At 47.0% G+C, this 13,439-nt stretch carries 10 protein-coding genes; 4 read left to right on the plus strand and 6 right to left on the minus strand.

Annotated features, from left to right (window positions below):
- Positions 1-8: 8 nt before the first annotated feature.
- Both prsK and ABC502_RS06570 read right to left on the minus strand, forming a co-directional pair.
- Positions 9-2,036, minus strand: a complete 2,028-nt coding sequence (gene prsK / locus ABC502_RS06565; protein WP_345915300.1) for an XrtA/PEP-CTERM system histidine kinase PrsK — start codon at positions 2,034-2,036, stop codon at positions 9-11.
- A 14-nt stretch (positions 2,037-2,050) separates the two neighbouring features.
- On the minus strand, positions 2,051-2,713 hold the full coding sequence (locus ABC502_RS06570) for a serine protease (RefSeq protein ID WP_345915301.1): 663 nt from the start codon (positions 2,711-2,713) through the stop codon (positions 2,051-2,053).
- Between the two features lie 193 nt (positions 2,714-2,906).
- On the opposite strand from ABC502_RS06570, the gene ABC502_RS06575 reads away from it, so the two are divergent.
- The 3 genes from ABC502_RS06575 to ABC502_RS06585 are packed head-to-tail and all read left to right on the plus strand — an operon-like array spanning position 2,907 to position 5,601.
- Positions 2,907-3,749, plus strand: a complete 843-nt coding sequence (locus ABC502_RS06575; RefSeq protein WP_345915302.1) for a patatin-like phospholipase family protein — start codon at positions 2,907-2,909, stop codon at positions 3,747-3,749.
- 55 nt (positions 3,750-3,804) lie between these two features.
- Positions 3,805-4,677, plus strand: coding sequence for a PEP-CTERM/exosortase system-associated acyltransferase (locus tag ABC502_RS06580; protein WP_330086241.1), 873 nt, complete (start codon positions 3,805-3,807; stop codon positions 4,675-4,677).
- 36 nt (positions 4,678-4,713) lie between these two features.
- Positions 4,714-5,601, plus strand: coding sequence for a ThiF family adenylyltransferase (locus tag ABC502_RS06585; protein WP_330086242.1), 888 nt, complete (start codon positions 4,714-4,716; stop codon positions 5,599-5,601).
- A 144-nt stretch (positions 5,602-5,745) separates the two neighbouring features.
- Here ABC502_RS06585 and ABC502_RS06590 read toward each other — a convergent pair whose 3' ends face one another.
- Positions 5,746-6,636, minus strand: coding sequence for a PEP-CTERM sorting domain-containing protein (locus ABC502_RS06590; protein ID WP_330086243.1), 891 nt, complete (start codon positions 6,634-6,636; stop codon positions 5,746-5,748).
- A gap of 332 nt (positions 6,637-6,968) precedes the next feature.
- Between ABC502_RS06590 and ABC502_RS06595 the strand changes: the two genes are divergently transcribed.
- Positions 6,969-7,724 (plus strand): PEP-CTERM/exosortase system-associated acyltransferase, encoded by a 756-nt coding sequence (locus ABC502_RS06595; RefSeq protein ID WP_330086403.1) that lies wholly within the window; start codon positions 6,969-6,971, stop codon positions 7,722-7,724.
- Positions 7,725-7,824: 100 nt separating this feature from the next.
- Here the strand turns inward: ABC502_RS06595 and prsT are convergent, their stop codons facing one another.
- The 3 genes from prsT to xrt are packed head-to-tail and all read right to left on the minus strand — an operon-like array spanning position 7,825 to position 13,318.
- Positions 7,825-10,581, minus strand: a complete 2,757-nt coding sequence (prsT, locus tag ABC502_RS06600; protein WP_345915303.1) for an XrtA/PEP-CTERM system TPR-repeat protein PrsT — start codon at positions 10,579-10,581, stop codon at positions 7,825-7,827.
- 22 nt (positions 10,582-10,603) lie between these two features.
- Positions 10,604-11,848 carry a UDP-N-acetyl-D-mannosamine dehydrogenase gene (gene wecC / locus ABC502_RS06605; RefSeq protein ID WP_330086245.1) on the minus strand — a complete coding sequence of 415 codons (1,245 nt, stop codon included), beginning with the start codon at positions 11,846-11,848 and terminating at the stop codon, positions 10,604-10,606.
- Between the two features lie 45 nt (positions 11,849-11,893).
- Positions 11,894-13,318, minus strand: a complete 1,425-nt coding sequence (gene xrt, locus ABC502_RS06610) for an exosortase (RefSeq protein ID WP_345915304.1) — start codon at positions 13,316-13,318, stop codon at positions 11,894-11,896.
- Positions 13,319-13,439: the final 121 nt, after the last annotated feature.

Here is a 13,439-nt window from a genome sequence, read left to right on the forward strand (position 1 = left end):
TTTATTACCTAGTAGTTTAATGGAAGTCGCATGGTAAAGGTAGTCCCCAAGCCGACCTCACTTTGTACTTCCAGAGCACCACCCGATTGCTGGGCAAATACCAGGGCATCGTAAGCACCTATGCCCATGCCGGCATTGCCCTTGGTAGAGTCAAAAGGCTTAAATAATCGTTGCTGAATAAAGTCAGGGCTCATGCCGCAGCCCGTATCCGTGATAGTAAGAACGAGGAAGTCCCGTTTCTGACTTAGTTCAATGCTGACACTGCCATTCTCTGGGGTTGCATATTGTGCATTATCAATCAGATGAAATAACACATTGGCAAAGCGCTCTTTATCCAGTCTAATTGAAACCGGAGCATGTTCTGCCAGGGTTGGAATAGGATGTTGGCCCTGACAGCGATTATGAATTAACTGCTGAATCAGCTCACCTACTTCAAAACGTGAGTCTGTCTCATCCGTTCGCTCTTTATTCATTAGTTGGGCCAGCATTTTATCCATTCGGCGCTTGCTGGCTGCTATGGTCTCGAAAGCGTCTTCAATAAATTCCGGGTTGTTTTTGTGCCGCTCGGCGTTTTTCTGCAATAAACCAAGCTGTGCGGTAATATTCTTCAAGTCGTGGACCACAAAGGCAGACATCCGGCTAAAGGCTGCAAATTGGGCATTTTCCATCAGTTGCTTGGTGGCCTCAAGTAAAAACAAATAACTGGCAATTTGCTCGGTCACTGCTATCAGGTAATCCTTTAATTCCCAGTTTAGTTTTAGTTGTAGGTTTGCTTCGGCATTCAACAGGCAAAGTCCCCACAAACCATCTTTTGCCCGGATAGGAATAATGAGTTGTGTATCAATGTTTGCTGCTGACAGCTTCATCGCTTGAACAAAGGGATCATGGCCTTGCTGTAAATCAATGATCCAGTTGCTGTGCTGATGATCGCGGATATATCCGTCTATGATACGGTACTCTTCAGCCGTTAACTCCGGTCGATTTATGCGGGCCAGAGCTCGAGGCTGAGGATCCAACCGTAATAAGATCCCCCGGGTATAACCGATAGCTTGTAGCCATGCTTGCAGAGTTTCCTGATGCACCTTGTCGTTATTGACATCGATTTGCCGTAGCCGATGGGTAAGCTCCAGCCATTTGACCCGATAGTCAAAGGTATTTTCAAAGAAGTGTTTCTCAATAAACACCCGCAGTTTTCGTCGCACGCCATCGGACAGCACCAGAGCTGTCAGTAAGGCAAATCCCAGTACAATAAATATTGCTTGCAGCAACTCGGACCAGGCACCACCGCTGTAACGAATATAAAAGCCTGCCAGTGCCAGTAAACACAGGTAAGCGCCTGCACCAAATACTAATGAGCTTTGCAGCACAATATCCCGTGAAATATACACCCGGATATTCCAGGCTTTAATGCGACGCACAGCAATGACCAGCATAGGCAGCATCAGCAATTGGATAAAGCTTCGGGCTGACCAGAGTTGAGCATCTACCTGACGGAACAAGCTGCCTTCCGCCAGCAACACAAAATCAAACAGTATAACGACGCCCAGTGCAATGATCAGAGGCTTAAATTGCCAGCGAGCTTCGCCCGATCGCCGGTACAAAGCCTCTAACAAAGCCAGTACAAAAATACATATCAGTAATTGGCCGCTCAACAACAAATGCAGTGGCAGGATTTCTAGCTGAGCCAGAAGGGTCCAACTAATAAGCAGCAGACAACTTAGCCAAACCACTTTCCGCTGAAAAAAGGTGGCAAGTAAAGCGTGGGTGTTGTGCAAGGCTGCGTAGAGAAATAAAATCAGTAACAGCAGTCGGCTGTTTTCCAGCCAGATAGACCAGCTTGATTGGTAAGGGGCATGCGCCGCCAGAGCGTAAACCAAGGCCCAGCAGACTGTGACCAGGGTATAGCCAATCAGCAATGTTCTGGGTACATTGCGTGCTTTGACGGATAGTAATAACGCGAAAAAGAACAAATATCCGGCAGCGGTCAGGCTAAAGCCAATTTTATCCAGCGCCAGCTGACTCCAGAACTCCTGCATAAGCAACCCGCTGCTCAGGGCTGTTGCAGCAATTGCCGGACATACTGCACCGGAATGGCGTAACTGATCCCGCTGGGATCGCTCAGAACGGCTTCTCTGGTTGACTTTACATGCACCATATTGATAACACCAATCACCTCACCGGTATCCTGATGGAGCAGTGGGCTGCCACTGTTGCCCGGGTAGGCAGTCGCATCCAATTGATAAACCAAATATGGCTCCCGTAACTGCCGCAGAGCCTGAATATGCAAATCACGTGAGTTGTCTGCAGGGATAGCTACGGGAGTGACGGCAGATATAATCCCCTGATGCGTTGCCGGATAAATCCCTAACACGCTCGATATGGGGAAACCGGTGAAAGCAATGCGGCTGCCTTCTGGTTGCAATGCATCACTGGCAAGCTTCAGAGCAGGTAAGGCTTGTTCTATTTCCATAATTGCCAGATCGTACTGTGGGGCATTGCGCCGGCTTACCATGCGATGCATGGTGATATCGCGCGCAGAGCCGGAAATGACAACGTACTCTTCGCGACGTGACTCATCCAAGGTTCTGCCAATCACATGATAGTTCGTGACTACCTGTTTACCATTACCCACCACAAAGCCTGTGCCAATAAAGTTGACTCTGGGGGAGGCTGTTGGATTATGAATGGCGATGGCAACAACCGAGGGTTTCACTTGAGGTATGAGGTCAACTAACTGCGAAGCTTGAAGCGAGCAGCTAATAAAAAAAATCCCAACGAGCAGCAAACGCATTTTTATCATCCTTGGTCTAAACTGGTTATGCAGATACACAGTGAACAGTGTATCCCATTGTGTCACTTTTGCCCAAAGAGACCAACATTATTCATCACCAAGTCAGGATGTCAGCATGCTGGTACAGCCGTTAGAGCGTGAAATTGTGCCCATTTTTTCTGGTGGAGGTACCCGCCTTTGTTGCTACATTGGCATTCTGATGGCTTTAAAAGAGATGCGATTGCATTTTAATCATTTAGTAGGGGTTTCTGGTGGCAGCATCGTAGCCGCCTTGTATGCTGCCGGTTGGAAGCTGGATGCCATCAAAGTGCTGGCCATGGACACCGATTTCCGTCAATTTAAAGAAATCTCTTTCTGGTCGCTGCTTCGGACCGGAGGCTTGTCTGATGGCAATCGCTTCGAAAAGTGGCTGGATGAAAAACTGGCAGGCAGAACCTTCGCAGATCTGGAGCTGGATCTGCATGTGCTTGCCACTGATATTAACGGTGGTGGTCCTGTGGTATTTAACAAAGCACTGACGCCAGCTCTTAAAGTATCCCAGGCGATTCGTTATTCCATGTCGATACCTCTGCTGTTCTCTTTTAAAGATTTCCAACATCATGTGATGGCCGATGGTGTGATCTTGTCTGAAGATGCGCTGCATAAAGATTGGTCTGGCCGTCATGTCCCGGCAATTTGCTTTCGTTTAAAAAGCGATGCTGAGGAAAAACCGGTCCAGAAGAATAGACTTTTCCCAATCGTTTCGTACATTAATATGCTAATCCAAACCTTTATGAATGCTGTGTCCAGAGAGTATGTACACGCCGAGTACTGGCACAGTACCGTACTGATCAATACGGGTGATGTTTCATCGGTCGACTTTAGTTTATCGTTGGAAACCAAGCTGCATTTGCTACGACTTGGCTACCAGACTACGATGGATGTTATTCCTGTAAAATTAAACTGGCTTCGGCAATAAACTCAGGCCATACTTAGATGAATCCTAACTGAATGCAAAACACAAATTACGGACAATGAAAAAGTTAAAGAGCCTGGCGGACAAGCCTGTGATTGGTGGGGTGGTGAAAAAAGCGATGGCATCATTAGCAAGTAATGATGCTAAAGTCATTTCACGGCATTTTTCGCAGTATTTAAAGCCACAAATAGCCACCACGGACGAACTGAAGCACGAAGTGTATCAGCTACGGCATCAGGTGTATTGCGAAGAGCTTCATTTTGAGGATATTAAAGACAGCTATGAGGAGTGTGACGAGTTTGATGATCGTGCGGTACACTGCTTTATACGTCACCTGAGCTCGAAAAAAATGGCCGGTACCGTCCGCTTAATCACTACTCAGGATCAACACCAACCTTTACCTCTGGAAAAGTTTTGCAGCCATGCGATTGATCATCCAGAACTAGCACCCTCGTGTTTTCCTCGTGATTCTATTTGTGAAATGTCGAGACTTGCTGTGCCTGAGGGGTTTCGAAAGCGTGCCATTGATAAATTTAAAGGCGCTGCAACCGGTGCTATTAACGAGCAGGTTTTCTCCGAAACTGAACTGCGTTGTTTCCCTTACATTGCGATTTGTCTGTACATGGCGGCGACGGCCATGGCCATTCGCAGTAAACGCCACCATGTTTTTGTGATGATGGAGCCAAGGCTGGCCAGAAGCTTGACCTTCGTTGGCATTAAATTTCAATCCATCGGCAAGTTGATTGAGTTTCATGGCAAGCGGGCGCCTTATTACATTGATGCGCGTGAATTGCCTAATACGCTTAGTAGTGGTTATGTCAAGCTACTGGAGTCGGTGGAACATGACTTAATTCAGAGTGGAGGAATGCCGGGTACACTCAATCAGCCGGAGGGGGATTTGGCTTTAGGCTGGCGGTTATCGCCTTCGTGAAGGCTTCGTTTCGTGTGAACGAATAAAGAGGACTCTATGTTTAACTATCAGGAAGCATTTTCCCGCAATATAGGCTGGGTGACACAGCAAGAGCAGGAGCAATTACGTCAGTCCAAAGTTGCTATTGGTGGATTGGGAGGCGTTGGTGGCGATCATGCGATTGTTTGTGCGCGGCTAGGCATTGGCAGCTTCCATATTTCCGATTTAGATCACTACGATATCGCCAATTTTAATCGTCAGGCCGGAGCCTGCATGGCAACCGTTGGTCGTGCTAAAGCGGAGGTAATGGAAGAAACGTTGCGTGGTATTAACCCTGATGCCCAGATTAAGAACTTTACTTCGGGTGTAACGGATGACAACTTAGAAGATTTTCTTGATGGTGTGGATGTATACATTGATAGCCTTGATATTTTTGCGCTTGAGATACGCCGTAAAGTTTTCCGACGTTGCTACGAAAAAGGCATTCCAGCGATCACTGCCGCCCCTATGGGGATGGGAACATCCATGTTGGTGTTCAGGCCTGGCGGTATGAGCTTTGATGATTACTTTCATATTCAGGATCCTCAACCCGGTGATAGTCAGCAGCGCAAGGACGAGATTTTCCGTGATAATATTATTCGCTTTGTGATCGGGGTGTCGCCATCGTTGCAGCAGCGCCACTATTTGGTTGAGCGCTCCTCAGTCAACTTCCTGCGTAAAAAGGTCCCTTCTACTTGTATGGGCATTTCTCTTGCTGCTGGTGTGCTTTGCACCAATGTATTAAAGCTGTTGCTACAGCGTGGTGATGTGATCTATGCACCTCGTGGTTTGCACTTTGATGCGTATCGAAATAAGTTAATTAAAACCTGGCGCCCAGGGGGTAACAGGAACCCACTGCAAAAGTTTATGTTCCGTACCTTGAAACGTTTGGTTAGTCACGACTAACTCTGTCTACAGTTGCTTGCCAGTTATTTGTAAGTCTATCCATCAGATGTTTATTGCGATGCCATTTTGTATTACCTGGCATCTTGCTAATAAAAAACCCCGCACTGCGGGGTTTTATAGTCACCATGAAATGGAGTTTAATCGTTAAGCGCGGCGCTTCATGCGACCACGGAAACCCATACCCAATAAACCCAAGCCTAAGATGGCCAGTGAGGTAGGCTCTGGTACAGAGAAAGAGACACGACCACTGTGGGTTGCTTTTGCCAAAGTGAAGGTGGTGCCATCATAACCAATCACATTTGGCAGGGCCTGAGTGTTTTGGTCTACAATGAAGCGGAACATTTCAGCCATACCAGCCAGGAACTGATCATCGTAAATGTCAGAGAAGCTGGTATTGGCACCCTGGTAGTCGGTCCAGAAGATGCTGCCTGCATCGACACCATTGATTTGATCGGTTTTGTTAAAGTTATCCAGGTAGCCCTGAATGATGGTGCCGTTACCAATATCACCACCAAAAGTAACGTTCATATCGAACACCTGAGTGTAGCAACTCAGGCTGGCACTGCCGATGCAGCCACCTAAGTCAGTGGTCACGAACATGGAGATGGTACCAGAGTTCCAGTTTACACTGCCATCGCCCTGAACTGTACCTACCAGATCATTGAAACCAAAAGCCAGGTTCCATGAGTTCAGGTAGTTGTTGTTGCTTGGGCCAATAGGACCGGTTTGAACTGGCAATAACGAGGTGAACATGTTATTGCTGAAGTCTGAACCAAAGTTAAAGCCACTACCCAGCAAACCGCCGGTAGAGGTAATGACATCACCTGCATCAATGGTACCGTTGCCGTTACTATCGACGACAGTTGACCAAGAGTTGTATGCAAACTGCAGCTCGTCCAGCCAACCAGTGGTGGTGGCACCATTGGCAGTATTGGCATTGCCGCCGTAATCTACATTCATATCAAGAAAGAAGGGGGTTGCTGCGGCAGAGGTGCTGACCAGAGCAGCTAAACCTAAAGCTATTTTTAATTTCATGGTGTTCTCCTGAACAAATTAGTTATCCGAACTTCATTAATAACAATGCATGCACTGTGCCAATATTTAATTGCTTGATTTTGCTGCAGTATTATAGGGTTTGGGGTGGGAGGTGTAAAAAAATTAGACGTTTTAAGCAACCATCAAAAGTGTTTTTTTATATAAAGCTTTAGGTTATATTGTGACCTCTTATAAAAGTAGCGCAACAAGAAACCTCAGGGAAGAGACTGATTTGGTACCTAACGGGCCGATAAGGTGCTTTGGCTTTATGCATTGTGCCGGTGCAGCGAGTTATTCAGCGGGTACTTACGGAATTCTTTGAGGGGTAAGTTATTAGCAACTTCTTTGATTGCTTTGAGCTGGTGTTGGCAACGACACCTGCATTAAAGCGTGAGGTCTACAAAGTGCGCTATCAAGTGTACTGCGATGAGCTTGGCTATGAAGATAAAAGCCAGTTTTTGCAGCCACTGGAGCGTGATCGCTTTGACCCGCACTCACAGCATTTTTTGATTCGCCACAAGCGTACTGGTCTTGCTGCTGGTACTGCCCGATGTGTTGTGCCCTTTGATATGTTTGGGCATAAACAACCCTTACCATCGGAACTGTTTTGTCGGCACGCATTGGATCCAAGCGTGATCACAGCCATGGGCTTGCGACGTGGTGACTATGCTGAGGTATCCCGTATTGCGATTCCTGCTGTATTTAGACGGTGTATTCCTGTTGACCATCCGATGAACCTGGAACAACGAGTTTGTCATTTCAGCCCGGAGGAACGGGTAAACTTTCCTCACATTGCTACCTGCCTATATTTCGCTTTGGCCGCTTTTTATCAACAGTGTGATGCCATTCAATCCATGATAGCGATGATGGAGCCCAGATTAATGAAGCATCTGAACCGGGCTGGGATCTATTTTCAGCCAGCTGGACAGCTGATTGATTACCATGGCTCGCGGCAGGCCTTTATATTGTACAAAGACGATTTACTTACAAACATTAAGCCGCTGTTCAAGCCTTTTTTTGAAAGAGTGCGTAAAATTGTTGATGCTGAACTGGCATCAGAAACTCCACTGGCTCTTGAGATTGCTTAAATCGTAGAAACCGCGCTGACTGACTGCAAAACTACACCATGCTGGCTGGAAGAGGAAAAGGGCCAAGCGGCCCTTTTCCTAATACGTAAAGGGTAAATGATTACTGCAGTTGTTGCTGCAATTGTGACTTACGTTCAATGATGGTTGGATCCTCACTTTGTACTTGCGATAGCACATCGCGTGCCTTGCTGGCCTGATTGGTTTTGCCCAGCGCTTCTGCATAATTAAGCATTACTTCGGCATGAGCTGGCCGAAGATCCAAAGAACGCTCAAATTGAGCCAGAGCCTTTTCGGGTTGGTTCAATTTCATCAATATTTTACCGTAAGTATCTATGATATCCGGATGGTTTGGCACCAATTCCATAGCGCGTTCAGCATAGGGTTTTGCTTCGGCTGGTTGATTGTTTTCACTGAGCAGCCAGGCATAATTGTTCAGGGCTACTACGTTATTCGGCTCAGTCTGTAATAACTGGTGATACATTGCTTTTGAACGCTCAGCATCTGTTTTTAACAGCAGAGTGGCGTAATAAGTATCCAATCCCTGATCAGAGCCGTGTTGATCCATGTGTTGCTGTAAAAAAGACACGGCCTGTTGCTCTGATTGCAGTGCAACGATATTAAGCGCAATAAATACAGCTGTTTCATGGGTAGGCGTTGCTGCATAACTGTTTTGAAAGGCTTGCAGTGAGGCGGGGCGGTCGCCTTTCATCAGGAGCAGCCTGCCTTTGACAAACTGGAGTTGTGGGCTCTGTGCTGTTGCCGACGGTAGGTTATTGATCACTGCGATGGCTTGATCCAGCCTGTCCAGCTGGGCCAGTAAGGTAATTTGTGCGACGACCAGGGAGGGATGCCCCGGATGATCAACCAGCAGACGGTTTAATAGTTCCAGTGCAGACTCGCGCTCATTATTTAGCGCCAACGCGTTGGCATAAGCGTAGCCAGCCTGAGTATTGCCTGGTTGTTGGCGGTGCCAGCGCTCAGCCAGTCGGACAGCAGCAGACAAGTTGCCTTGTTGTTGCTGTGATTCGATCAAAATTAAATGGTGTAGGGCAGGGATATCCTGACTTTGAATCGAGGCACCTTCAAGGATGCGAATAACATCCTGAAAATTTCGTTGATCATGAGCCACACGAGCCCGCAATAAACGGACCGGGTAGATGTTTTCATTTTGTGCAAATAACCGCTCAATACGCCGGGTGGCATCGGTCGTGTCTTGACGCGCCCTGCTAATGGCATAGTACTGCTCTAATCCTGCCAGGTATTCCGGATATTCATCCAGCATGGTTCTTAGTTGTTGCTGCGCCTGTTCAAGGTTGCCTTCCTGCACCCGGACCATCGCCTGGAGCAAGGAGGAGAAAGGGTTCAATGGCTTCACCGCCAGAGCTTTGCCTGAGCGAGCTAAGGATTCATCAAAACGTTGTTGCAGGAATAACGCATAGGCTTGCAGGTTATAACCCGCAACCTGCATTTCTTCATCCTCAAGCCACTGCTCAGCCAGCTCAGATGCTTTGTCAAAGTCACCTTGCTGCAGGTAGGTCATGGCTAACACCAGACGAGTCTGGTTCACCGATGGATCCAGTGTCAGAGCTTGCTCCAGATCGCGAATGCCGGCCTCGCGTTGTCCGTCAATGCCAAGTTTTATGGTACCCAATGTGGTTAAGCTGGCTGCATCGCGTGCTGAGTGTTGCTCGTATTGGCTGATTAAGTCTTGCGCCGAATCTGTCGCACCTTTTCGTACCAGTTCAAAAGCGGTATTGGCAATCAGTTGCAGGTTTTGTTCTTCCTCAGGCAAGCTGGCTAAGATCCTGCGCGCTTCTTCCGTTTCGCCAACACGCAACTGCAAAACAGCATACAAGCGCTGCGCATCTGGCACCGAATGCAGCTGATCACGAATGGGCGTCAGAAAGTTCAGTGCTTGAGACTCCAGGCCAAGACGCACGGAGGATAGGGCAGCAATAATACGGGCTCTGCTACTTATTTGTGGTGAACGAATGGCTTTTTCACTTTGCTCTTTGGCTGCGGCAAAGTCTTCACGTTGAAAACTGATAATACTCTGTAAATAGTTGGCCATCGGTTGTTCAGGGAAAATACGCAAAATACTTTTCAGGTGCTGTTCGCCTTCGGCAAACTGACCATCCCGGACATAAGCCTGGGCCAGCAATAAGCGAGCAAGGTGAGCGGTAGGCGTGCGCTCAGTATAGTGCTTCAGGTGGGTAATGGCCGATAAAATATCATTGCTGGCGAGGTGGATTTTACCTTGCAGGTATAGCGCTTCGGCATACAGCTCACTGCTATCATCAATAGCCAACAGTTGGGTCAGCGCCTGCTCAGTTTCCTCTGCAGCCAGCTTTAGATGGGCGTTAGCAAAAGCAGCAATATCGGCATAGGTCGAGCCGGATAGCTGCTCAAAATGCAATAAACCAGCTGGCGAGTCTCCTAACTCGACTTCAGATAAAGCTCGGAAGCTGTCGAGTAAGCCCCGGGTGCGAGCAGATAATTCGTGGTTCTCCGCTAATAGCTCTATGGCCGCCGGATAATTGCCTACCAAATAATGAGTATGCATTAAATCAAAAGCGACTTCTTCTGCCGGAGCGCCATAGCGCAGTGCCCGTTCCAGTTCACGCTCTGCACTGGCGACATCACCGCTAAGTAGTAATGCCTGGCCAAGAGCTAAGCGGAAGCGGTAATTATCCGGGTCTTGTTGAATAGCTGAGCGTAGCTCGATGATGGCTGCGCTGTACTGATGGCTGGCAATGTAGTTTTGTGCATCCAGGTAATGTTCTGCACTGTCTTTTTTGCTGCAAGCAGTGAGTACGGCCAGCAGTGCCAGACTTGGGATTAACCTTGTTGTTTTCATTGTGTTCTCCTTTGGGAGGCAGTTATCCGAACAAGCCTCTGGTATCAATAACGACTTTGGCCGCTACATCGCCAGGTTTTAACGACTTAAATTGTTTGTGATCGACCAATACTACCAGAATGTGTGCACGCTCTAACGCTTCATGCAGGCTCACTACTTGTTGGCTAAATTTTTGGTAGTGTTTGGGCAATGAGTGGATATTCGGTTCGACCCATAAAACCTCACCAACTTGTTGTTCAGTGAGCTCAATTGCAATGTCCAAAGCCGGGCTTTCACGTAAATCATCAATATCGGCTTTAAAAGCAAGGCCCAGGCAAGCAATCACTGGTTTTTTAAATTCATCAGCGGCTTTTTTCACCCGGTTTATCACATAGTGTGGTTTCGTATCATTCACTTCACGAGCTAATCGAATCATTTTTGCTTGTTCTGGTGCTGAATCGACTATGAACCAGGGATCAACTGCAATACAGTGCCCACCGACTCCTGGGCCGGGAGCTAGGATATTCACCCGAGGGTGGCGGTTTGCCAATTGAATAAGATCCCAGACATTAATTTTTAGTTGATCACAGATCATGGATAACTCATTGGCGAAGGCAATATTGACATCGCGAAATGAGTTTTCTGTTAGTTTTGCCATCTCAGCAGTACGGGCATCCGTCAGTAAGCATTCCCCTCGAACAAAAAGCTGATAGAGTGCCATGGCCTGCTGTGCACAACGGTCACTGATACCGCCAATGATACGATCATTACTTACCAGTTCTTGCAGTACTCTGCCAGGCAGCACTCGCTCAGGACAATGTGCAATGGCTACATCCGATTGATCTGCATTCTGATGTGGCATGGTGAGATCCGGCCGCAGATCGGCCAGCCATTGCGATATTTTTTCTGTTGTCCCCACCGGGGATGTAGACTCCAGTATCACCAAATTGCCTTTTTCAATAAAAGGTGCAATGCTTTGTACTGCCGCTTCTATGTAGCTTAAATCTGGTTTCTTATCGCCTTTAAAGGGGGTCGGTACTGCAATCATAAAGACATCAGCTGCTTCAGGAGTGGTGGCAGCGCGCAGTTTGCCGGTCGATACTGCAGCTTGAACCAACATATCCAGATCAGGCTCAACAATATGAATTTTGCCTTGATTAATGGTATCAACAGCATGTTGGGAAATGTCTACACCGTGGACTTGTACGCCTCTCGATGCAATGACAGCAGCAGTAGGTAGTCCGATGTAACCTAAGCCGATAACTGCCACTTTCGAAACTAACTGCATGATACTGCTCCTTAAAATTATTCTTAACGATGATACGTACTTGATCTATGACTGAATCAGCTGCGACAGGATCTGTTGCTCTGTCACACATTGGTCATTGTCACAATAAATGAAATACCAGTATAACTCTGTTTGCTGATTCAACCAGAGTGCTTGTTGTAGCCGGTACAGCCGCATTTTTAATCCTGAAACAGTCCTTTGATTACCGATTTGGTGCCAGTAATAGATCAGGCCAGTCTGCCCAGATGGAGCTTGGGCCCATAGCCATGCCCCTTCTGCTGTTGCCATCAACTTTTGCTGCCTCCAGCCTGCAGGAAGCATGTTGTTAAGGTAATAATTCGAGCGGCGCGCGTCATCGCTGCCACTAAAACTGTAGTGTTGGAAAAATACCTTATGCAAACCAGCTTGCTGCTCTTTATGAACGTGATGATCGGCTACAAAAATCTGTGGGCTAATGGTTTTGAACGAATGGCTTTGTGGCTCTGCAGTCACATCAATAGCTGCTACGCTATACAAAGGTGACGATTGTGTCACCAAATTCACCATCAGTGTTGAAAGTACAAGCAAGGGAGTAAATAGCAGTACATAGTGACCTCGTTGCAGCGTCAGAGTTGACGCAGCTTGTGGTGATGGCTGCAGTGCCTTGTCACGGTCCAAAAAACTGCCAAAATAAAAAAGTAATGCTATAAAGGGAACATAGAGGTACCAGCCAAAGGTATTATGATCCTCCATCAGTGAGCTCTGCATCTCGGTATAATCGCCAATCAGTATCAGTAAGACAATGCGAATCCAATTGGTGATTAATGAACCCAGAATTGCTACGGTAAAAAAAAGCAGGATACTGCGAGCCCTTTTTAAATTTAAAAATGAAAAAATAACACTAAGTGCCAGTGAAACAATAAAGTAGCGCAAGCCACTGCACCCATCTGCAATCTCAAAGGTGCCAGCAGGAATATGGATGAAGTTGCCGTCGACAAAGGTTGGCACATGAGTCCAGCGCATAATTTCGGTCACAGCTACTACCGATATTTTTTGTAAAATACCGTTAATAGCTCCCCAAATTGGCGTAATAAACCAAACTAAAGCAGCAGGTACGATAACACTGCTATTTCGTCGGTACAGACTTAGCAAAGCAAAGATGAGCACCAGAGGGAGTAGCAGCCGGCTTACAATGTTTTGCTGTGCTAATTGCAGTAACAAGAACACAAAAAGACTGCTGATAAACAACGCAAAAAAAACACTGTTCCAGCTTAGTACCAGTTGTTGTTGTTTCCAGGCCCGCCAGTACAGGTAAGCTATCACGAACGGAATCAGGTAAGCGTGTGAATAGGTGCCATCATCAAAGCTGTATGTACGAAAATCTGCCAGAATTGTTGGGTTTACCAGGAAAAAAAGCAGGAAAATGCAGATAGCAGGGATGAGAACAGCAAATGCCTGAGGTGCACTGTTGGAAGTCTCCTTTTGAACCACGGTATTAATCCTTTAATAACAGCGTTGGATTAGGCTAAACTATCGCTTGTCAAAGGTCAATGATAACCCTGTTAAAGCGTTCAGACATTCACTGTGCTTTGTAGTCGCAACGGGCATGAAA

The sequence above is a fragment of the Alkalimonas sp. NCh-2 genome (assembly GCF_039631345.1).
Taxonomy (GTDB): Bacteria; Pseudomonadota; Gammaproteobacteria; order Enterobacterales; family Alteromonadaceae; genus Alkalimonas; species Alkalimonas mucilaginosa.